This window comes from Pseudomonas sp. UBA5706 (assembly GCF_002419965.1).
In the GTDB taxonomy this organism is placed as follows: domain Bacteria; phylum Pseudomonadota; class Gammaproteobacteria; order Pseudomonadales; family Pseudomonadaceae; genus Aquipseudomonas.
This window is the reverse complement of the sequence record NZ_DIHC01000010.1, coordinates 53,309-75,732: the sequence shown is the minus strand read 5'-3', so window position 1 is coordinate 75,732 and position 22,424 is coordinate 53,309. Positions and strand designations below refer to the sequence as shown.

Here is a 22,424-nt window from a genome sequence, read left to right as displayed (position 1 = left end):
CCCCTTCATACGCGTTCGAAGATAACGGCGATGCCCTGGCCGCCGCCGATGCACATGGTCACCAGCGCGTAGCGGCCGCCGATGCGATGCAGTTCATGAATGGCTTTGGTGGCGATGATCGCACCGGTGGCGCCTACTGGATGGCCGAGGGAAATGCCGGAGCCGTTAGGGTTGACCTTATCCGGATCGAAGCCCAGCTCACGAGCGACAGCGCAAGCCTGAGCAGCGAACGCCTCGTTGGACTCGATGACGTCCAGGTCGGCCACTGTCAACCCGGCACGCTCCAGCACCTTGCGGCTCGCCGGGATCGGGCCCAGGCCCATCATCGAGGGCTCGACCCCCGCGTGAGCGTAGGCCACCAGACGCGCCATCGGCTTGAGGCCATGCTCACGAACCATATCGCCGTTGGCCATCACCAGTGCAGCAGCGCCATCGTTCAGGCCCGAGGCGTTGCCCGCGGTGACCGTGCCGTCCTTCTTGAAAGCTGTTTTCATCGCTTCCAGCTGCTGGGCAGTGACATCGCCGCGCACATGTTCGTCCTGCGCGAACGTCACCGTGCCTTTGCGGGTGGCGATTTCGATCGGGACGATCTGCCCTTCGAAGCGGCCCTCAGCGATGGCATGCGCAGCGCGCTGCTGGCTGGTCAGGGCCAGACCGTCCTGGTCGGCGCGAGTGATGCCGTAATGCTCGGCGATGTTTTCGGCGGTGATGCCCATATGAATGTTGGCAAAGGGGTCATGCAGTGCGCCGAGCATGTAGTCATAGGCCTGCACGTTACCCATGCGCGCACCCCAGCGGGCCTGCGGCATGATGTAAGCGCCACGGCTCATGGATTCGGTACCACCGGCCAGCACAGCCTTGGCATCGCCCAATATCAGCGACTGCGCGGCAGAGACGATGGCCTGCAGGCCCGAACCGCACAGGCGATTGACGTTCATTGCCGGGGTTTCCTTGGTCAAGCCGGCTTCCAGTGCAATAACGCGGGACAGGTATGCGTCGCGGACTTCGGTTGGAATCACATGGCCCATGACCACATGTCCGATGTGTTCGGCGGCCAGCCCCGATTTGGCCAGCGCTGCGCGACTGACCTGAGTGCCCAGCTCGATGGGGGAAACGTCTTTGAGAGAACCACCGAATCCGCCGATGGCGGTACGCAGTGCGCTGACGACGAAAACTTCGGAATTGCTCATGTCTGTTCCTCGAACCTGTTGGATTTATTAGGCGGCGCTGCCGATGGCGGCATTTCGGTCAGTTGCTGTTTGCAGGCAAGTCTAGAGCGGCATTCGGGAAGGGCCTATGCCGAAACTGTCCAGATCGGCTGGCGTTCTTTACCATCGGTACCGTGGCTCATAACGACAAAAGGAAATGCGGCTCATGCGGGAAAACGATTCAGTGTCGATCTACTTCGTCCAATTGGTCGTGCATGCCCTGCGCGACCAGCCTTTGCGCCTGCAATCGGTGCTTGAGGACGCTGGAATCGACATCGCGCTGCTCAATGACCCCGACGCGCGCATACCCGCCAGCGCATTCGCCGCGCTGTGGCTGATTCAGATCAAGGAGCTGGAGGACGAGTTTTTTGCCTTGGACTCTCATGGCATGCCGCTTGGCAGCTTTGCCTTGATCTGTAGAGGCTTGATTCAGGAACCCAACCTGGAAAAGGCTTTACGCCAGTGCCTGGCCAATTTCGCGTTGTTCCTGCGCGACTTTCGCGGCAGCCTGGTCGTGCGCGGCCAGCGCGCGTTCATCGCCGTAGAAAACCACGCCGGTGACCCGGTCAAGCGTCGTTTCGGCGAGGAGACGTTCCTGCTGCTGATGATCAGCCTGTTGTGCTGGTTGGGCGGACGGCGCATCACCATCGATCGTGCGCAGTTTCGCCACACTCGCGAGCGCTTGAGTGATGATTCGCTATTGTGGGGCTTCAATCTGACTTTCGGTGAGGCGCGCACCGAGGTCGAGTTCTCCAGCCACTACCTGCGTCTGCCCGTGGTGCAGTCGCTGCCCTCACTCAAATCGTTCCTGCGCACGGCGCCGCAATGGCTGGTGATTCGTTTCCGCAATCAGCGCGGCCTGGCAGCGCAGGTCTATCAGCGCCTGCGTAACAGTCATTACGGCAACTGGCCCACCCTGTTGGAAATGGCTGTCGAACTGAAACTCAGCCCTACTACTTTCAGGCGCCGGCTAGAGCGCGAAGGTTGTGCGTTTCAGGCCATCAAGGACGAAGTTCGGCGCGGCATTGCTCAGCAAAAGCTGCGCGAGACCGACATGAGCGTGGTAGAAATCGCCGCGCTGGCAGGCTTTCAGGAACCGAGCGCGTTTCACCGGGCGTTCAAGAAATGGACCGGACAAAGCCCAGGCGGCTATCGCACTGCCAATACCAGGCGCGCTGATTGATCGGCGCGCCGAGCGAGTGATCCGACCCAGCCGGCAGGCCTTACGTCAGCGGTCTGGCAGCCACGTGGTTTGCCACACCTGCATGGCTGCATCATCAAGCATCCAGTCGCGCAACACCTGCTCGCGCAACTGATCGCCCAGCAGGGCTGCTGCAGGCAGATCGGAGATGTGCGCGCGGATCGCAGCAAGCCAATCGGACAAGGTATTAGGCACGCGCGTCAGTTGCAGATCGCCGGCATACGCCCGAACGTCGCTGCATACCAACGGTACACCGCAGGCGCCGACTTTCAGGGCGGAAAGATTACTTTTGCAAGCGCTGAAAAGGTTGTCGACAGCAGGCAGAAGAGCCAGATCCAGATCAAGTGCCGCCAGCGCAGAGGCATACTGATCGCCGGCCGGCAATTCATGCCATTCGGCAGCGTGGGAGCGCAGCAGCCCTTGATGATCTCCCATGACGACCCATTCCACCTCGTCGGCCAGCGCCTGCACCACCGGAAGAATCATGTGCAGATCCTGCACCTGCCAGTTGTCATTGACCAGACCAACCCGTGGTTTGTAGCCACGACCCCGTCGTGAAGTCAGACGGCCCCAGGTATCGATCCGAAGACGTGACGGCACAAGACGTACATCGGCGTGGAACTCGCTGGCGATATCGGCCAGCAATTGCGTGGAGGCAACGACCCGCTGTGCCTGTTGCAGGCTTTGCTGCAGGGTTTGCAGACGCTCCGGGCAGAAGGCGAACGCATCGGCGCCAGCGTCATTGGCCGCCAGATGCAGATCGTTGATATCCAGTACGACGAAGGCGTTCGGCAGGACTCTGGCACGTGCGACGCTTTGCACGTGGTCGGCGTCGAGTCGCGCCTGATACACGATCACGTCTGGCTTGAGCCGTGCTTCCTGAGGAATGGACAATGGGCTGCTGCTGAGCCTGGCTTCGATTACGCCTTGCTTGTCGAGTGTCTCCACCGGCGCGATCAGGCGCTCATCGGGCGACGCCCACAACCCATCGGGGTACGCCAGCACCACAGGCGCGCACCGCCATGCCATCGGCCGCCAGACCAGTTGCATGTTGAGTTCAAGCTCGACCGATTGCAGATCGAACGACAAATTGGGGTTAAACGCAGGGTCGTGACCGATCAGGGGCAGCCACTTGCTGTACATCGCCAATTGTTCGCCGACGAAGCGCTTGCGTTTGGCCTGTTGAGTTGCGGTGTCGACGTGGGTCTGGCTGACACTGCCTTCGTGGATCAGCACCGAGTGGGGCGTCCAGACGTTGAGGTAGCCCAGTGCACCGACCTTCAGGCACAGGTCGACGTCATTGTAGGAAACCACGAAAGCCGTTTCGTCCAGGCCGCCAACTTCTTCGTAGATCGAGCGACGCACCATCAGACAGGCAGCGGTAACGGCGCTAAGGTCTTGGTCGACCTGCACGCGCTGCATATAACCCTGAATGTGCTGAGGCTCGCCGATGTGTTGATGACCAGCGGGGCCATCCATGCCCAACCGCACTCCGGCATGCTGCATGCGCCCATTGGGGAACAACAGCTTGGCGCCGACCACGCCCACTTCGGGTCGCAGGGCATGGTTGAGCAGCTCATCGAGCCAGGTCTCGTGAACGATGGCCGTATCGTTGTTCAACAGCACCAGATACTCACCTCGGGCTTGCGCTGCGGCGACGTTATTGATGCGTGAATAGTTGAAAGGGTGCGGATAGCGCAGCACCTGAACCTGTTGAGAACCCAGGGCTTCGGTTTGTGCCAGCCATTGGAGTGCTTCGGGGGTTTGGCTGTTGTTATCGACGATCAGCAGTTCGTAATTCGGATAACGGGTTTTGTGAAGCAAGGTTTCTACGCAACGTTGTAAAAACGGCAGTTGATCCTTGGTCGGCACGATGATCGAGACCAACGGCTGCTCGCTGTGGCCATAGAGCACGTGATAGCGACGCGGCAGCGTATGGAGCACTTTGGCATTCCGATAGCCACGGACTTTCAAATGGCGTTCGAGGGTGGCGATCTCATGCTGATTGTGCGTCGTCGGCGGCAGGTCACAGACCAGCAGCGGTTCGCAGACATGGACGATCTGACTCGCGCCCTTGCTTTCGATCAGACGCAGGATGGCATCGAACTGCGCGGCATCGGTGAATTGCCGATCGAAGCCGCCCAGATCCACCAGTGTCTGGCGCCGGAACAGCCAGTGCGCCGCAGCCACCAAGGGGTAACTCAGCAGGTAATCCAGGTTGAAATCCGGGCGCAGCGCCGAACTCAATCCGCCTTTCGGGTTGCGGTACATCTGATCGGCGAAGGCAAGCGGGCTGTCCGGCGTTCGTGCGAGTTGCAAAGCGCAAGCGGTGAGGCCGAACGGCGTAAATTGCGTGCCTGCATCGATCACCATTAACCAATCGAAGTCGTGGGCTTCAACGATCTCGTTCAGGACGGTGGCAAAACCGGCCTGGTTCGGTTTTACCAGGCTGAGGCGAACGCCTGAAGGACTTTCAGGCAGCTCGCCGGCTTGGGAAATCACCACTGCTCGCAGTGAGGCGTGGAGCGGGCTGCGCAGGCCGAAGCTGTTGAGGGTTTGTTGCACCCGAGCAGGCAGGTTTTCCGCATCGTTGACGACCACAAGCAGGGTAGGCACACCCACTCGGGCAAGGTGCGCATCAATTTGTTTTTTCTGCGGCTCGTCGGCAATGCGATAGTTAAGCCAAGCCTGCACCTGCTGCGAATTCAAACGCTGTGGCGCTGGCGCTGAAAGATTCGCCAGTAAATCGAAATCGGCGAAGTCGCTCCCTGAACCCAGCGGACGACTTCCGACCCAGCCGTTAGCCAGCGTGGTGCTGGCCCAGCCAGCCTGACGAATCAAGCGATGAAACCGGTGAACGAAATCGGTATCCGCGCCCGCGATCTCGATGCCTTGCTCGGTCAGATGGCGTGGGGCGATGCGGCTGGCGCTCAAGGTCTGGGGCAGTAGAATCAAATCGCCTGTTTGCAGCAGGTTCGCGCACAGCGCCAATTCGCTCAAAGGCCCCAAGGACTCGCCGCCAAGGGAAAAGGGGGCTTCGCCCAAGGCAAGCAGATCGGCACGTCGACACAGCAGACTGCTGAACTCACCGATGAAATTGCAGGTGAATTCGCCAAGCACCGCGACCACGTCCGGACCACATAAGACAGTGGGCTCGGTGACGCGGAACCGGGTCGTGAGATTCTCGGGGAGCAGCTTGCCATCAGCGTCTTGCCACTGCCGATGGGCCGACACCAAACGTGCATCGGGGCAGACCTCAATCGCTTTAAGCATCTGCTGGATGCACTGCGGTCCCAGCAGCGCATCCCCCGAGAGGAACTTGACGTAATGGCCGGCAGACTCCCGGATGCCACGCAGGAAACAGGCTTCGGCGCCTTCAGGATGCTCATTGCGCAGATAGCGAATCGGCCATGGGCAGGACGCCCGATACAGATCGGTCACGGTCTCTGCCAGGCCGTCGTCGGTGTCATCGCAGACCACGATTTCGATCGCGTCATGGGTTTGCCCGATCACGCTGCGCAGGGCCGTTTCGAAAAACTCTGTGCGGCAGACAGCGATGACAACACTGACCAGTCGTTGAGAATCCATCTTGGTTTCCGGTGGGTAAAAAGTGTGCCGCTGCCGTCGAAGCAGGCGGGCGCAGAGCCCTCAGGAGTCCGGCGAACCTGCCTGCCATGAAAATGACGGTCAATGCGAGGTTCGGGAGTGAAGCAATAAGTCGGCCAAGGATGTCGTGTGGCTCAGTGAAGCAACGCAGACAGGTCTCAGCGGACGGGGGCGCTGGATGGAGTACAAGTTAGAGATGGAAAGTTGCGCAGTTTTTATCTGCGTTAACTGGGCACACCTGAAGAGTAATGAACGATAGGGATAATTTGCTTGGGGGATGAAGGAAATTTGGTCGCATAGCGAAATATTGTTTTGGCAGTTCCTTGCACAGTATGCGTGATGAGCGCTACTACGCATTACCAATTCTTGGGCGTTCTTAATAAAGGCGTTGCATCATTGAATGTAAGTCGGGACTGATATTTGTTAAAAAAAGTTTATTTGATCTGAGTCTAATGCAGGTGGTTAACGATATATTTATCGTACTAACACTTAGCTACGGCATACATTTCTGTTGAGGGAGCTGCTAATTTGATAAGGATATCTTGGCAAGATAGGTAGTTTAGGCGGAGCGCTATATTTACAGGCCGGCGATGGGGTGGGCTTAAGTGGATGCTTCTGTGCTCCGAAACTCAGCCCACAGACGGGTCGTGCTCACGGACGTTGTGCTCGACTCACCACAGCAGAGATGACGTTTTTTTGTCTATGAGGTCGCAGCATCTCACTGGATGCTGCGGTCGCTAGGCCGCGGATGGCGCTTGGCAGGCCTTTTCATCGCAGCTGGCCTGATCATTGCTTAGGCTTAAGCAGACGTCGGCAAACTCGTCGGGTTTCGTCTCTGGAGCTATATAAGATGGAAGAAAAGATCGTAAGTCTGATTGAGGAGTCGATGGAGGTAGATACCGGCACGCTGTCGCTTGACCAGCCTCTGGATTGGGACTCCATTGCTTTGATCACCTTTATGGCTACGGCTGAAGACCAACTGAGTAAGACTCTCTCAGCCGCCCGGCTTAACAAATGCATAACCGTCAGGGACGTTGTGACGCTGGCTTGTGAGTAGCTGTTAATGCTGGCGACGAAGCATACTGGCGCTCATGAGGTGACTCTTTATGAGTTTTAATGCCTTAAGGTGGGTAGTTGGTTGGCCCAGAATTGAGGCTGAGCCTCGAATGAGTTATCTCTGCATTCGGGCTGAATGTGTACTAACGAAATTATGTCCGCGTGTTTACGCTGTTCTATGCAGGCAGGGCTGAGATGCAAGTGCAAGACAATCCTTTTTCGCTGCATGGCAAATTTATCATGATAACCGGTGCGTCTTCAGGCATCGGTCGCGAAGTTGCAATTTGGCTGAGCAAGCAGGGCGCCAGAATTCTAGCTGTTGCCAGAGATCTCCCCAGACTTGAAGAGACGCTGAGTCTGCTGCAGGGCGATGGGCACGCGGTCGAGGTGTTCGATTTTCTGAAGGCAAATGATATTGCCGCGTGGATGAAGAGTCTGGCGCTAAAGGTGTCTCCCTTTGATGGACTTGTACATGCGGCAGGCGTGCAGTTGCCGATGCCGATTCGAGCGATGGGACTCGACCACTGGGAAAGGATCTTTGCGACAAACGTGACTTCCGGTTTTTGCCTGATCAAATCGTTTAGGCAAAAAGGCGTCTACCGATCACCGGCAAGTATTGTGATGCTGTCCTCGGTCATGGCTCAAGTTGCCCAGCCCGCGTTGATGGGCTATTGCGCGAGCAAGGGAGCAGTAGAATCGATGGTTCGGGCCGCCGCCCTGGAACTCTCCCGTGAGGGGATTCGCGTCAACGCAGTCGCACCTGGGGTAGTAAGGACCGAGATGGCGGAGAAGCTCAAAGGCTTGGTAGGTGAAGATTCAATGGCGGTCATAGAGCGTAAACATCCCTTGGGGTTGGGCGAGCCTCTGGACGTCGCTTATGCCGTCAATTATTTATTATCACCCGCTGCCCGCTGGGTAACAGGTACCTCACTGGTAGTCGATGGAGGTTATCTAGTCGAATGAACCTAAAAAAAATCATAATCGCGGGTGCCGGGGGCTTGGGTCGCGAGGTCCATGCATGGATGAAGGATTGGATTGAACACAACCCTGGATATGTTATTGGGGGGTTCATCGATGACGGTCACGGCGCCCTCAATAATTTCGGTCACTACACTGATATTCTTTGCACGATTGATGAGTACCGTCCGTCCATCGACGAGTTCGTAATCTGTGCAATTGGCAAACCTGCCGACAAAAAATACGTCGTCAACAAACTACTGGACAAGGGCGTACAGTTTTTCAGCTTGATCCATCCGGCAGCGATCGTTGGCGATAACGTCAAGATCGGCCGTGGTGTTCTGATTTGCCCTAACGCAGTGCTGTCAGTTGATTTGGTGGTTGGTGATTTCGTTACAGTTAACTCTTCATGCACCATCGGGCACGACGCCATCGTGGGTGATTTTTCTACGTTGAGTTGTCACTGCGACGTAACCGGCGGCGCTGTGCTTGAAGACGAAGTATTCATGGGCTCGCGCTCCTCGGTACTGCCCAAGGTTCGGGTGGGCAAGGGCGCGGTGGTCGGCGCAGGCAGTGTCGTGCTGCGTGCGGTAAAACCCGGCGACGTGGTGTTTGGCGTGCCGGCCAAGCGGATTTCAGGATAAAGACGACATGGCCCGTTACGCTCGGATCTGCGAGATAGAATACGAACTGCCTGAGCAGGTGCTCGACAATCAGAGGCTGGCGCAGGAGTTTCCGGAATGGGACGTCGATAAGATATTCCAGAAGACCGGAATCAACGAGCGGCACATCGTTGCCGAGGGTGAAACTGCATCGGACCTGGCCTTTCGGGCCTGCGAAAAGCTGTTCGCCAACAGCGCCATCACCCGTGACCAAATCGACTGCCTGATCTATTGCACGCAAAGCCCGGACTACAGGCTGCCGGCCACCGCGTGCATCCTGCAGCATCGCCTGCAACTGTCGCAGCACTGCGCCGCCTTCGACTTCAACCAGGGGTGCTCGGGTTTCATCTACGGGCTGGGTCTGGCCAAAGGCTTCATTGAGTCAGGGCAGTGCAAAAATGTGCTGCTGATCACCGCAGAAACCTACAGCCGTTACATCAACCCCAAGGACAAAAGCGTACGCACCCTGTTCGGTGACGCGGCGGCGGCCACGCTGATCAGGGCTTCGGACGAAGACGAACCTTGCCTGGATCGCTTCCGTTACGGCAGCGACGGTGCCGGCGCGCAGAATCTGATCGTGCCCATGGGCGCGGCGCGGGAGCCTCTGGTCGCCGGACAAACGCCCGCCGAGCATGAAGACGAAAGTGGAAACATTCGTTCCGCCGCCGACCTGTACATGAACGGTCCTGCAATTTTCGAATTCTCCATGACCCGTGTTCCGGCGTTGTTCGCGTCGCTGTTCGATGAGCAGTTCAGCGTCGAACAGTCCGATTTGTTCGTCTTTCATCAGGCTAATCAATTCATGCTCGAAGCGCTGCGTCGACGGTTAAAGCTGGCGCCCGAAAAGTTCATCACCGAGTTCAGGCATTGCGGCAATACCGTGTCGTGCAGCATCCCCATCGCATTGAAAGAAGCGCTGGGCAAGGGGCAGGTTCAGCCAGGCAAGGTCATCACGGCGGTGGGCTTCGGTGTCGGTTATTCGTGGGGCGGTTGCGTCATTCGCTGGTAACGGCAAGGCGGGTACCGCTTGAACATAAAGGGCTCCCGGAAGGAGCCCTTTATGTTTGGGTCAGCGGTCGAGAAGGGCGGCGCGCCAGCGTTGCAAATACGCTTCGTCAAGCATCCAGTCGTTCAGCACCGCCTGCTTCAGGCGCTGGCCGAGTCGTTTCGCTTCGTCGAGGTCGTTGATGTGCATCGCAATCGCGTCGAGCCAGGCCTGAGTGCCGCTCTGCACCCGCGTCAGCGGTAGCGCGTTGCGCAGCCCGGGAACGTCGCTGGCGACGATCGGGTAGCCGCAGGCGCCGAGCTCAAGGGCCAGGCGCGTGCTTTTGTGCTCGCCGAACAGGCTGCTGCCCGCCGGTATCAGCGCGACATCCAGGTCCAGGCAACCGAGCACGCCGGGATAAAGCTCGCCCTCGACAGGGCTGCGCCACTCATGGACCCAAGGGCGAATCGATTCGGGACAAGGCCCCATGATGATCCACTCCACTTCATGGCCCAGGGCTTGGATCACGTCTTCGATCAGCGCCAGTTCACCCAGTTGCGCGGATGTGCCCACCCAGCCGACCCGAGGTTTGCCGCGGGGCAGGGTGTAGCACTGAACGTTTCTCCAACGCTCTTCCAGCCGCTCTTCGATGATTTCGATGCGGGCATGAAAGCCGCTCAGTGCATCGGCCAGTCCGGTGCTTGAGACAATCACTTTGTCCATCAATCCAAGCCCGTTCCTGAGCAGACTGTTTATCTGCTCTGGCGAAGGCGCGCCCGGGATATCCCTGGAGGAGGGTGGGTATTGGCTGACGTCATAGATACGCAATGCCTGGCTGAAGGCGCTGATGGTCTGCAGCTCGCTGACGGCCGCATCGGTCCACGGGCGTTGAAGAATAAGGGTTTCGGGGTGAAGGCGTGTGAGCTCTCCGAGAGTCAGCAATTGGGGCGATCTGACGTGCTCTATCTGCAGCGCTTCAGCCAAAGCGTCGAGGGGCCCGACGAGACGTTTTTCTGACGTTGCCAGGCTGTGAGGATGCGACAGCACCAGTGGCACCGGACGCCAGGGCAAGGGCCGCCACGTTACCTCGGTGAACGTCTCCAGCTGCAGGCCCTGGCTGCGCGATGAGAAGTTGTCGTTGTACGCCGGGTCATGAGCAATGTAATTCAGCCACTTGCCGTACAAGGCGTGGTGATTGCCATCTCGGGCCGCGTCGCCCTCTGTGGCGTCGTGAAGCAATACCACATGCGGGGTCCAGACAATAAGTCGCCCGGACTCCTTCACGCGTAGGCACAGATCCACATCGCCATACCGCGTGTCGAATTCGCCCTCGTCCAGACCACCGAGCGCGTCGTACAGGTCGCCGCCGATCATCAGACAGGCCTGGCTGACTGCGCTGTAGTTTTGATCGACCACCAGGCGCTGCATGTAGCCGTCGCTGGCCGCACTCTGTCCGCTGAACACATAAGTGACGGGATCTTCCAGTCCAAGAACGATACCAGCGTGCTGGATCGTATTATCCGGTGCCAGCAATTTCGCACCGACCACGCCGACCTCGGGTCGCTGAGCATGATTAAGCAGATTGTCGAGCCAGTCGCCGTGCAGAATCGCGGCGCTATTGCTCAGCAGTACCAGGTATTCGCCGGTGGCGTGTCGAGCGGCGAGATTGTTTATCGCCGAGCGGCTGAGTTCTGCGGGGAAACGCAGCACACGGACTTGATCCAGTTGCATCGCTTCCACGCCTGCGAGCCATGCCAGAGCCTGCGGGGTCTGGCTGTCACTGTCGGCGATGATGATTTCGTAGTGGGGATAGGTGGTTTTTCCCAGGATGCTTTCAACGCAGCGCTGCAGCAGCAGGATCTGGTCCCGGCTGGTGACGATGATGCTCACCTTGGGCTGCTGCGCATGGCCGTAGCGCAATTGATAGTGCCGTGGACGCGCCTCTGTGACCTGACCGTGCTCATAGCCCCGGGCGAGCAGATGACGCTGCAAGGTGCGCGCTTCGTCCGGGTTGGCATCACTGGACTCGGGCGTGTAGGTGATCAATGGTTCGGAAACATGTTCAAGGCCCGCCAGGCCCTCGTGCTCGATCAAACGAAGGATCACATCGAGTTCGAGCGCCTGCGCGAATCGGGCGTCGAAGCCACCGGCATCCACCACCGCATAACGGTTGAATATCCAGTGCCTTGCCATGGCCTGCGGGAAGCTCAGCAGATAGTCCAGGCTAAAGTCCGGTCGCAGCATGACCTCCGCTGTGGGCGCTTGCGTACGCGCGATCTCATCGGCGAACAAGGCGCGCAAGGTCGGCAGTTCGGTGATCTTGATGGCAGCTTTCAGCAGACCTGCCACGTTCAGGGTCGAGCCGGCGTCGATGATCATGAACCAGTCGAACCCGGCCTGCTGCAACACGTGATTGAGCTGGGCTGCGCGGTTCTGGCCCGAGACTTCCAGATAAATGGCGCTGTCGGCAGGCTCGGGCGGGGGCTGGCCGTTGCTGGCGTCGTGCAGCACAAAGACCTTCGCAGCCATCCACCCTTGGGTCGTGGTTTCGATGCTTCCCAGGGTCTTCCGAAGCTGCTGTGGTCTGCCGAGCAGGTCCGACACGATGATCGCCAAACCCGGCGTGCCGTTGTGCTGCTGAAAGTAGCGAGTGATATGGGTTTTTTGCGGCCCGACCGATCGTCGCGAGCTGGCCCAGTCCTGGATCTGGTCATGACGCTGTTCAGTGAGCGACTTGCGCAACACATAGGCCCGCAGGTTGAAGTTCGAGAAATTTTCCCTGTCACTCAGCGGGGCGATCTTCACATCACCGTTGAGTGCGGGGGCGCGCCGCCAGTGCAGTTCCTTGGTGATTCTAAAGTACGTCTCATGACCTTCCTGGGCGACCTGTGGCATGGCTCGGGCGATGCTGCTGCTCTGCGTGTCGGTCACGCGGAACCGCGACAGCGGGCGCTTGAGCAACGCCAGATTGCCCTGCCTGAGCAGTTTCACGTACAAGCTGATATCGCCAAGCCAGTGAATGATCTGGCCTTTGAGCGACATGAGGTCCTGTCCATAAGCCAGCACGTCGTCGCGTCGGCACATGACCGCACTGGGCTCACCCATGAACGTCAGCGGAGTCTCCGACAGCAGCGCCACCAGTTCTGGGCCATGAATGATCACGTCCTCCTTGAACGGAAAGAACGTCGCCAGGTTGTCGGGAAGAAATTCGCCCTCTTCGTCGATCAGGCGACGGGTCGCCGCAGCGAGGGTGATGTCTGGGTGGCCCTGCAGCAGCTCGATGAGTGTGCTGACGCAATCGAACTCCAGCATGTCGTCGTCATACAGAAACTTGATGTATTCGCCACGCGCCTCCTTGATACCACGCGCCACGTTCAGCGCTTCGCCAAGGGCGTGCTCATTGCGAAAGTAACGAATGGGCCAAGGGCTGTCAGGGGTCAGCCTGGCCAGAAGGTCGTGAATGCCATCGTCGCGGCAGTCGTCGCAGATCACGATCTCGATCTGATCGTAGTCCTGAGCGAACGCGCTGCGCAGGGCGGCCTCGAAGTAGGTGGGCTTGTAGGCAGGTATGACAATGCTTACCAGGCGCTGCACGTTCATCGGAGTCCTTGACTGCTGATTGGAGGGGGTACCGGCTCGATGGCAACAGGTCCGGCGATTGAAGCTGGGTAGGGCCACAGCGCCCGCTGAGTCGGGCGCTGTGGGTTGGCGAGTAGCGGGCGAGCGGTCTTATGCCAGAAGCCCTTATTACGGGTGTTCAGCCATCACCGTCTGCAAAACGTCGATGATGCTGGCAAATTCCTCGGGTGTCAGGGCATCGAAAATCGGCAGGCAGAGGATCCGGCTGGAAATATCGGTCGCCACTTTCAGGCGCTCGGGTTTGGCAGACTCCAGATTCCGATACATGGGAAAGGATGAAATCAACGGGTAGAAATAGCGCCTGACCAGAATGTCACGCTCCCTGAAACGCTCGAACAAAGCGTCACGAGTGATGGGAAAATCCTTACCGACCAGCACCGGGAAGTAGGAAAAGTTGTGGTCATCGTCAGGTGTCCACAACAACTCCAGCCCCGGCATCACTGACAGCGCGTCGCGGTACATGGCGTCAATCTGCTTTCTGCGATCCAGCGCGGCATCGATATAGTTGAGCTGCAGCAGCCCGAACGCGGCATTGATTTCGCTCATCTTGCCGTTGATGCCGGGGGCGACGACAGTCACCTCATCGGCGAAACCGAAGTTCTTCAGATAATCGATACGCTTTTTGGTTTTCGCATCAGGGCAGACGATGGCGCCGCCCTCGAACGTGTTGAACACTTTGGTGGCGTGAAAACTGAGGACCGACAGATCGCCATGTCGCAACAGGCTCTGGCCTTGGTGCCGGACGCCGAAGGCATGGGCCGCGTCGTAAATCACTTTCAGACCGTAGCGATCGGCGATCTGCTGGATACGATCCACATCGCAAGGGGTGCCGTAACAATGCACCGGCATGATCGCGGTGGTCTCAGGCGTGATGGCTTCTTCGATCCGGTCCGGGTCCAGGTTGAACGAGCCGGGCGCAATGTCGACGAACACCGGCTTGAGCCCGTTCCACAGCAGCGAGTGCGCCGTGGCGACGAACGAGTAGGGTGTGGTAATCACCTCGCCGGTGATGCGCAGCGCCTGCAGCGCCGTCAGCAGCGCCAGGGTGCCGTTGGAAAACAATGACAGATGTTCGACGCCCAGATAGTCAGCCAGGTCTTTTTCCAGCTTCTCGTGGAACGGGCCGGCGTTGGTCAGGCGTCGGCTTTCCCAGATCTTTTCCAGGTAAGGAACGAACTCTTCCAGCGGAGGCAGCAGAGGCTGTGTGACGGGGATCAGTTTGCTCATGGGATTCCTGTGCCCTGTGTACGCACCGCTGGACGTACATGATGCTTGCGAGCTGGCGGAGGTCGAAGCGCTCGCTGTCATCGAAATGGCGTTCTAAGTGCCGTAAGCGGGAAATAGCAAGAAATCGGCCAACCTGTCCTTCAATCAAAGATGCGCTTGATATTCCGAACGCCCGAAGCTTATTTTGTACGCCTCGCCGCATCGCGGCCTGCCTGATAAAAAGGATTTGAGTCATGTTGAGCGATGGCCACAATTCTCTCGCGCAGCGATTGATGGGCATTGATGAAATCGAATGCGTCACCCCGGACTTGAACGGCGTACCCCGCGGCAAGGTCATGACCGCTGAAGGTTTTCTGGAGGGTCGCCGTTTGCAATTGGCGCGCGGGGTGCTGTTGCAATGCATCATGGGCGGCTACCCGGCAGCGAAATTCTACGGCAGCGACGACGGCGATCTGGCGTTGATAGCCGACGCGCAGCAGACTCATCGACTGCCCTGGAGCGATGAGCCGCGCGCATTGGCGATCTGTGACGCTGACGAGCTGGACGGTGAGCCCTCCCGCCTGTCGACGCGTGGCCAGTTGAAGGCAGTGATTGCGCGCTACGCGCGGCACGGCTGGTCTCCGGTCGTCGCAACCGAACTTGAGTTTTTCGTCTTTGCACCCAATAGCGACCCGGCTCAGCCATTTCAGCCGCCTGTGGGCCTGGATGGTCGTCGCGAGGACGGTCAGTCGGCGTTCAGCATCAGTTCCAATAACGGTTTGCGTCCGTTCTTTAGCGAAGTCTATAAGTGCATGGCTGCGCTGGGTCTGCCTCGGGACACGTTCATGCACGAGATGGGCGTAAGCCAGTTCGAGATCAATCTGCTGCATGGTGATCCGTTGCTGTTGGCCGACCAGACGTTTTTGTTCAAGCACATGCTCAAGGAAGTGGCGCTCAAGCATGGGCTGACGGTGGTATGCATGGCCAAGCCGCTGGCCCACACCCCTGGCAGTTCGATGCACATTCACCAAAGCGTGGTGGACAGCGCCACCGGGCAAAATATTTTCAGCGATGCGCAGGGCGAGGCGACTGAGGCCTTTCTTCATTTCATCGGTGGCCAGCAGGCGGCAATGGCAGATTTCACCGCGTTATTCGCCCCCAACGTCAATTCCTATCACCGTCTGTGTCATCCTTTCGCCTCGCCGAACAACGCGTGCTGGTCCCACGATAACCGTGCGGCCGGGTTGCGCATTCCGGCCAGCGCGCCGGTGGCCCGACGGGTGGAAAACCGCCTGCCGGGTGCCGATGCCAATCCTTACCTGGCCATCGCAGCCAGCCTGGCCGCCGGGTTGTACGGCATCGAGCAGCGGCTGCCGGCTTCGGAGCCGATTCAGGGAGAGTTCGCCGTACCGGACAATCTGTCGTTGCCATGTACCTTGCATGCTGCCCTTGAACGTCTGAAACGCAGCCCTTTGGCCAAGGAACTGTTTGGTGCCGAATTCATCGAAGGCTACATCGCGTCGAAGACGCTGGAACTGACCAGTTTCTTCAACGAAATAACCCCCTGGGAGCGTCGTATCCTGGCTGCCCAGGCTTAAGAACCGCAGTTCGAAAACCCTCCCGTCGAGGAGGGTTTTCGTTTTTGGAAAGCTGATGCGCCAAATCTGGAAATCGTTTCGAGCGCTGTATTTCGCCTCACTGATGATGTTGATCGGTTCCGGCCTTCTAAGTACCTACCTTGCCTTGCGTCTGGCTGCCGATCAGGTGGACGGCCTCTGGGTCGGTGCGCTGATGGCGGCGAACTACATCGGCCTGGCCCTGGGCGGCAAGATCGGCCACCGGCTGATTGGCCGGGTGGGGCATATTCGCGCGTACGCAACCTGTGCCGGTATCGTCGGTGCCGCCGTGCTTGGGCATGGCTTGGTCGACTACCTGCCGGCGTGGATCTTCCTGCGGATGATCGTCGGTCTGGGCATGATGTGTCAGTACATGGTCATCGAAAGCTGGCTCAACGAGCAGGCCTCGCCCAAACAGCGCGGCATGGTGTTCAGCGGCTATATGATTGCCTCTTACCTGGGGCTGGTTCTGGGGCAGTTGATTCTGGTCGTCCATCCGCAGTTGGGGCCTGAGTTGCTGATGCTGGTAGCGATGTGCTTTACGCTGTGTCTGGTGCCGGTGGCGATGACTCGCAGCATCCACCCGGCGCCGATGCGACCTGCACCGCTTGAGCCGTTGTTCTTCATGCGCCGGGTGCCGCAGTCGCTGACCACGGTGCTCAGCGCCGGGATGATCATCGGCTCGTTTTACGGTTTGGCGCCGCTGTATGCGGCACAGCAAGGGATGTCCACCGAGCACGTCGGCTTGTTCATGGCCTGCTGTATCGGTGCGGGGCTGGTGGTGCAGGGGCCGCTGGGCAAATTGTCGGACCGGTATGACCGCGCGTGGCTGATTCGAGGCGTCGCGGGGCTATTGGTTCTGGCTGCGTTGCCGCTGGCGATCTTCCCTAACGTGCCGATGGAAGTACTGTTTGCCGTGGGTTTCGTCGCCTCGTTGCTGCAGTTCTCGCTGTATCCGCTGGCGGTTGCATTTTCCAACGACCACGTCGAAGGCGAACGGCGCGTCTCGCTGACGGCCATGCTGTTAATGACCTACGGCATCGGTGCCAGTGTCGGGCCACTGGTGTCGGGGGTGCTGATGAAACAGTTCGGCAGCAATATGCTCTACGCCTTCGTCTGCTTCACGGCGTTGATTCTGGTGCTGCGTATTCGGCCCAAGGCCGTTACCAATCTGCACCAGGTCGAAGATGCGCCACTGCATCACATCGCGATGCCGGACAGCATGTCCAGCTCGCCCTTGGTGGTGGCGCTGGATCCGCGGGTCGATGAGCAGGTGGTTCAAGAGCAGATGCAGACCGCTGCGGAGCCTGAAGGTCAATCGCCGCCCGAGCCGCAAGCCGAGATGGAGACACCGGAGCGTGTCGTTCCGTCAGGGGAGGGCGTCGTGCGTCCGGTCGCCGTGGTGGACGGCGATGCCAGTGCCGAGCTTCCGCCGTCCCGACCCAATGCTGCGCCGGATGCGTCGCGGGATGTTGGCGTCGATCGGCCGTTGTAGAGCGTTCTGGTAAAGGCGGGAAGGACCTGGCAGGTGGGAGCTGCGTGCTCCCACAGGAAGGCTCGGCTGGCGCGGGTCCTGTGGGCGCAGTTTTGGATCAGGCGATCAGAAGTCGTCGTCTTTGTCGAAGCGCCGGGCCTCGCGCTGCAGCTGGTACACGAAGCGTTCAACCTGACGCTGTACCAGCCCACTGATGTTGTGAAAGCGCACGCCGGCAAAGGTGGTGTTGATTTTTTCTTCGAAGTGCAGATGCCGCAACTCGACCGAAGTCGTCATCGCGCCAAAGGGCAGGTGGGCGATGAAGCGCTCATACACCTGACCTAACTGCACGCGTTCGGAGACATCGCCTTCGAAACGCAGCTTGCAGCCGGTAGCGGAAATGTCCAGCAACTTGCCGCGCAATGGGGCCTTGAGCCTGTCACCGCCGATTTCGATATTGACCAGAGACGCCAGTTTAAGCGCGGCGCGGAAGGCATTTCGGCGCTGGTGGTAGACGACTTCTTCTGGAAGGGGACCGCGATAGCTGCGGCGCTCCTCCATAATGGTCATCTGCGCCTTGACCTCCCAAGCAATGCGCACGCCGTCGTGAAAGCCCTCGACGCGGAAGGGCTCGCCGTTTGCCAGGAATCGTTCGCCGTCGCGCGGAACCATTTCGTCCAGCAACATCTCGTTGCTGTCACGGTCGACGCCAATGATGTAGCTCTGGAAGCGATGACTGCGCTCGTGAAAAGTAATGATCAGCGGATCATGACTTTCCATCAGCAGGCGCATGTTGGCGGCAATTTCCAAAGGCGTGGTCAGTACCTTCGGGGGCTGCGGAACTTCTTCCGCGCTTGAGGCATTCACGGTCTATCCATCTCCAGGCAAAAAACGACAGCGTGCAGCTTCAAGCATTTTGCCATCATGCTGCACGCCTTGATACAGGAAGTTACGCCTGGCTGAGTGGACGTGGCCTGGCTCTTCCCGAGGTCGAACCCCGGCTGTCGTAGAGCGTTGGGGTATCACCACCGTTGAGGATTCTGAGTTGCTGTGCCGTGGTCAGCTGCTGCAGCTGGATCAGACCGCCGTTTTGCTCGTTGGCGGCCTGGCAGTCGACTATCAGTGCACTCAGTTCGTCACCCGCTTTCAACAACGCTTCGCCTACCGACGAGTGCTTGGCCACTTCTTCGAGTCCCGCGCGACTGGTGGGCAGGCCTAGACTCGACAGCAGTTGACTGCGTCTGCGTCCATGCTGTTCGAGCACGATCACCAGCGCCTGTTTTTGCGCCAGGATGTGTTCCATTTCGACCATATCGCGACCGTGCAGCGCCAGTGACTCGGCCTTCAGGATCTCCAGCAGATGCTGGGTTGGCGCAATATCGTCGGTAATCAGTTGAAGCAACGTAGTGTCTTGCATCGCATGCCCTGGGATTTAAGCGTCCAGAAGCCCCTGCGCAGACCTGGGGCTAGCGCTGGGCTTCGAAATTAAGCAGTTTGCTCGCAACGCGGTTGCTGTCGACCTTGTAACTGCCGTCGGCGACAGCCTGTTTCAACTCAGCGACACGGCTGCTGTTGACAACGGGCTGATCACGCAACGAATCAGTGATCTTCTGCAACTGTTGCGCTTCACTGCTCAAATGTACTGTCTCGCCGCTACCGCTCACGCTTTCGGAAGTGCTGACCGCTGCCGCAGCGTCGGTTTTGCCGGTTTCCTTGGTGCTGGCGGTACGTGACGTACTGCCAACGGTAGTGGAGCTATTCAAACGACTGAAGTCGATGACCATGATTGAAAACCTCTGGGTTCTAGGACGCTTGCCTTGGTTTCGGCCAAACCCGGAATAACTTTAGGGCCCGTGCGAAAACAGTCTTGAATGGACTTCGCATCAGGCGTATGGGTTCCGAGTGTAGGAAAAGCGCAAGCGTAGCGCCAGAGGACATTACCTTTACATGGGCACCTCGACCTGACCGGGAGCCACGATATTGGCCTTGATCACACGTTGGGAATTCAGGTTCTTGACACGAATCTGCTCATTGAAACCGCCGTCCGACAGCGCTTCGCCGGGCATGCGCACGCTCATCGAACCGCTGCGGGCACTGATCACGACCTGATCACCCTTGCGGACCATCTGAGGTTGTTCGAGGTGCACCGGGGTCAGAATCTGATCGATGACCGTTGGTCGGACTACTTTCTGCCCGATCGCTTGATCCACGGAATCGAGAAAACCTTGTCCCAGCAACCCGACGTCACGTTCGCGCAGCGTGATATCGGCGTCCGAGACGATGGCGTCGCGCTTCATTGGGCGGATAACGGTCACCACGTTGCGAAACAGATGTACCTGCGCAGGCACGAATACCGTCCATGGCGCGCTGCCTTCGCAACGCAGTTTGACCGTGACCCGACCAATGGGTTGGGCCGGGCTTTCCAGGGACGCCGTCAAATCCTTGTCGCAATGCGGCATGCGCAGGCGAGGGTCGAGTTGTTTCACTTCGATCTCATAGCGGCCGGCGGTCTGGCTGGTGGTCAAATAGTCTTCTACTGTGAATTCAAGAAACCCTTGGGTGACGCCGATAAGTTGTTCAGGCAAGGTCACGTTGTCCGCACGGCTGATCCGCGCGGCACAAAGCAGACACACCGCAGTCACCACGCACAACAAAATGCGGGTTGCGGAAGTCAGGCGTCGGGATACTGTCGTTTGTGTGTTCATGACAGGTAAATAGCAAGGCCCGTGCCGCTTGCCGACGTGGCAATGCGCAATTGGTCGTTTTGGGAGGAGTGGTGCATGGCTGGTGTAATGGATTCAGTGAACCAGCGCACTCAACTGGTAGGGCAGAACCGCCTTGAACTGTTGCTGTTCCGTCTGGAAGGCAAGCAGTTATATGGGATTAACGTGTTCAAGGTAAAAGAGGTGCTTCAGTGCCCAAAACTTACCCACATGCCCAAATCCAGTCCGATTGTGCGCGGAGTGGCGAATATTCGTGGCGGGACGATCCCGATCCTCGATCTGGCGATGGCAACGGGTTCGGCGGCGCTGGGCGGCGTCGACAATGCGTTCGTCATCATTACCGAATACAACACCAAGATTCAGGGCTTTCTGGTGCATTCGGTCGAACGCATCGTGAACATGAACTGGGAAGACATTCATCCACCACCCAAGGGCACCGGTCGCGACCACTACCTGACGGCAGTGACGCGTATCGATAACCAGTTGGTGGAAATCATCGACGTGGAGAAAATCCTCGCCGAGGTGGCCCCGGTGTCGGAGAACATTTCTGCCGGCGTCGTGAGCGCAGAGGTGCAACACAAGGCGGTGTCGTTGCGGGTACTGACAGTCGATGACTCATCGGTGGCACGCAAACAGGTGACCCGCTGCCTGCAGACCGTAGGCGTTGAAGTGACGGCGCTGAATGATGGCCGGCAGGCACTTGAGTTCTTGCGCAAGCTGGTGGACGAGGGCAAAAAACCGGAAGAAGAGTTCCTCATGATGATCTCCGACATTGAAATGCCGGAGATGGACGGCTACACCTTGACTGCCGAGATCCGTAGCGATCCGCGCATGCAGAAACTGCACATCGTCCTGCATACTTCCCTGTCGGGGGTGTTTAACCAGGCGATGGTGAAGAAAGTGGGCGCCGATGATTTTCTGGCCAAGTTTCGGCCGGACGATTTGGCAGCTAGAGTGGTAGATCGTATCAAGGCAGCAGATATCAGCTGAGGAGGGATTTCCCTCCTTGCTGTTCACATGATTTGAGAGGCGGCATGTCTACAGGTAATTTGGATTTTGAACAGTTCCGGGTCTTCCTGGAAAAGGCCTGTGGCATTTTGCTGGGTGAAAACAAGCAATACCTGGTATCCAGCCGCCTTAACAAGCTGATGGAGCAGCAGGGCATCAAGTCGCTGAGCGAGTTGATCCAGCGCATCCAGACCCAGCCCCGCAGCGGCCTGCGTGAGCAGGTGGTGGACGCCATGACCACCAACGAAACCCTGTGGTTTCGTGATACTTATCCGTTCGAGGTACTAAAGACCAAAGTTCTACCCGAGCAGATCAAGGCCAGTCCTGGCCTGCGTCCACGCATCTGGTCGGCGGCCTGTTCATCGGGACAGGAGCCGTATTCGTTGTCTATGTCCATCGATGAGTTCGAGCGCAGCAACCCGGGGCAATTGAAGTCCGGCGCGCAGATCGTGGCGACGGATTTGTCGGGCAGTATGTTGAACAACTGCAAGACCGGTGAGTACGACAGCCTGGCCATCGGTCGGGGGTTGTCGCCGGACCGGTTGCAGCGTTATTTCGATCAGAAGACGCCGGGCCGCTGGACGGTGAAGACGCCGATCAAGAGCCGGGTGGAATTTCGCTCTTTTAACCTGCTGGACAGTTATGCAGCGTTGGGCAAGTTCGATATCGTGTTTTGCCGCAACGTGTTGATTTATTTTTCGGCCGAGGTGAAGAAGGACATCCTGCTGCGTATTCATTCGACGCTCAAGCCTGGGGGGTATCTGTTCCTCGGGGCGTCAGAGGCACTGAACGGATTGCCTGATCATTATCAGATGGTCCAGTGCAGCCCCGGGATCATCTATAAGGCCAAGTGAGTCTGCTGACTGATTGACGAAACCCGCTCCGGCGGGTTTTTCTTTTTGTCGCGTTGATTTTTCGTGTATCCGTTTTCGAGGGTGGCACTGAGTGCGGTTCCGCGCTTACAGCGGGTCGCTTTTTCCAAGAGTCGAAAAAGTAACCCACCGGAGGGGCAGAAAAGTCCCCGTCCTGGACGGAGCCTCAAGTAAGAAGGGCCGATACATAACCTGCTTTTCTCAACCAGCA

17 protein-coding genes are annotated in these 22,424 nt (G+C 58.5%); 9 read left to right on the top strand and 8 right to left on the bottom strand.

What is annotated here, in order from left to right; translation table 11 throughout:
• Window positions 1-5: 5 nt before the first annotated feature.
• Window positions 6-1,190, bottom strand: a complete 1,185-nt coding sequence (locus B3I26_RS05610; protein ID WP_296255977.1) for an acetyl-CoA C-acyltransferase family protein — start codon at window positions 1,188-1,190, stop codon at window positions 6-8.
• Between the two features lie 184 nt (window positions 1,191-1,374).
• Here B3I26_RS05610 and B3I26_RS05605 point away from each other — a divergent pair, with 184 nt between their 5' ends.
• Entirely contained in the window at window positions 1,375-2,391 is a 1,017-nt protein-coding gene (locus tag B3I26_RS05605) for an AraC family transcriptional regulator (protein ID WP_296255976.1), read from the top strand.
• Between the two features lie 45 nt (window positions 2,392-2,436).
• Here the strand turns inward: B3I26_RS05605 and B3I26_RS05600 are convergent, their stop codons facing one another.
• Entirely contained in the window at window positions 2,437-5,997 is a 3,561-nt protein-coding gene (locus B3I26_RS05600; RefSeq protein ID WP_296255975.1) for a glycosyltransferase family 2 protein, read from the bottom strand.
• Window positions 5,998-6,865: 868 nt separating this feature from the next.
• Here B3I26_RS05600 and B3I26_RS05595 point away from each other — a divergent pair.
• From B3I26_RS05595 to B3I26_RS05580, 4 genes are all read left to right on the top strand, one after another.
• Complete coding sequence (locus tag B3I26_RS05595; protein WP_296255973.1) at window positions 6,866-7,072, top strand: acyl carrier protein; 207 nt, start codon at window positions 6,866-6,868, stop codon at window positions 7,070-7,072.
• Window positions 7,073-7,272: 200 nt separating this feature from the next.
• Window positions 7,273-8,034 (top strand): SDR family NAD(P)-dependent oxidoreductase, encoded by a 762-nt coding sequence (locus B3I26_RS05590; protein WP_296255992.1) that lies wholly within the window; start codon window positions 7,273-7,275, stop codon window positions 8,032-8,034.
• The gene (locus B3I26_RS05585; RefSeq protein ID WP_296255971.1) at window positions 8,031-8,672 is read left to right on the top strand and encodes an acetyltransferase; all 642 of its coding nucleotides are present in this window, start codon (window positions 8,031-8,033) and stop codon (window positions 8,670-8,672) included. The genes B3I26_RS05590 and B3I26_RS05585 overlap by 4 nt, the downstream gene beginning before the upstream one ends.
• 7 nt (window positions 8,673-8,679) lie before the next feature.
• Window positions 8,680-9,699 (top strand): ketoacyl-ACP synthase III, encoded by a 1,020-nt coding sequence (locus tag B3I26_RS05580; RefSeq protein ID WP_296255969.1) that lies wholly within the window; start codon window positions 8,680-8,682, stop codon window positions 9,697-9,699.
• A 60-nt stretch (window positions 9,700-9,759) separates the two neighbouring features.
• On the opposite strand, the gene B3I26_RS05575 is transcribed toward B3I26_RS05580, so the two are convergent.
• Together B3I26_RS05575 and vioA are read right to left on the bottom strand one after the other, a co-directional pair.
• Window positions 9,760-13,275: a glycosyltransferase gene (locus B3I26_RS05575; RefSeq protein ID WP_296255967.1), complete on the bottom strand. Its 3,516-nt coding sequence runs from the start codon at window positions 13,273-13,275 to the stop codon at window positions 9,760-9,762.
• 147 nt (window positions 13,276-13,422) lie between these two features.
• Window positions 13,423-14,541 (bottom strand): dTDP-4-amino-4,6-dideoxy-D-glucose aminotransferase VioA, encoded by a 1,119-nt coding sequence (gene vioA, locus B3I26_RS05570; RefSeq protein WP_296255964.1) that lies wholly within the window; start codon window positions 14,539-14,541, stop codon window positions 13,423-13,425.
• 335 nt (window positions 14,542-14,876) lie between these two features.
• Between vioA and B3I26_RS05565 the strand changes: the two genes are divergently transcribed.
• Both B3I26_RS05565 and B3I26_RS05560 read left to right on the top strand, forming a co-directional pair.
• Complete coding sequence (locus B3I26_RS05565; RefSeq protein WP_296255991.1) at window positions 14,877-16,118, top strand: glutamine synthetase family protein; 1,242 nt, start codon at window positions 14,877-14,879, stop codon at window positions 16,116-16,118.
• Window positions 16,119-16,173: 55 nt separating this feature from the next.
• Window positions 16,174-17,631, top strand: a complete 1,458-nt coding sequence (locus B3I26_RS05560; protein ID WP_296255963.1) for an MFS transporter — start codon at window positions 16,174-16,176, stop codon at window positions 17,629-17,631.
• 105 nt (window positions 17,632-17,736) lie between these two features.
• Here B3I26_RS05560 and B3I26_RS05555 read toward each other — a convergent pair whose 3' ends face one another.
• The 4 genes from B3I26_RS05555 to flgA form a co-directional block, all read right to left on the bottom strand.
• Window positions 17,737-18,477, bottom strand: a complete 741-nt coding sequence (locus B3I26_RS05555) for a flagellar brake protein (RefSeq protein WP_296255961.1) — start codon at window positions 18,475-18,477, stop codon at window positions 17,737-17,739.
• Between the two features lie 82 nt (window positions 18,478-18,559).
• Entirely contained in the window at window positions 18,560-19,027 is a 468-nt protein-coding gene (locus tag B3I26_RS05550) for a flagella synthesis protein FlgN (RefSeq protein WP_296255959.1), read from the bottom strand.
• A 49-nt stretch (window positions 19,028-19,076) separates the two neighbouring features.
• Entirely contained in the window at window positions 19,077-19,394 is a 318-nt protein-coding gene (gene flgM, locus B3I26_RS05545; RefSeq protein WP_296255958.1) for a flagellar biosynthesis anti-sigma factor FlgM, read from the bottom strand.
• A gap of 159 nt (window positions 19,395-19,553) precedes the next feature.
• Window positions 19,554-20,315, bottom strand: coding sequence for a flagellar basal body P-ring formation chaperone FlgA (flgA, locus tag B3I26_RS05540; RefSeq protein ID WP_296255956.1), 762 nt, complete (start codon window positions 20,313-20,315; stop codon window positions 19,554-19,556).
• Between the two features lie 75 nt (window positions 20,316-20,390).
• Between flgA and B3I26_RS05535 the strand changes: the two genes are divergently transcribed.
• On the top strand, window positions 20,391-21,323 hold the full coding sequence (locus B3I26_RS05535) for a chemotaxis protein CheV (protein ID WP_296255953.1): 933 nt from the start codon (window positions 20,391-20,393) through the stop codon (window positions 21,321-21,323).
• A gap of 44 nt (window positions 21,324-21,367) precedes the next feature.
• Complete coding sequence (gene cheR / locus B3I26_RS05530) at window positions 21,368-22,195, top strand: protein-glutamate O-methyltransferase CheR (RefSeq protein ID WP_296255952.1); 828 nt, start codon at window positions 21,368-21,370, stop codon at window positions 22,193-22,195.
• The last annotated feature ends 229 nt before the right edge of the window (window positions 22,196-22,424 follow it).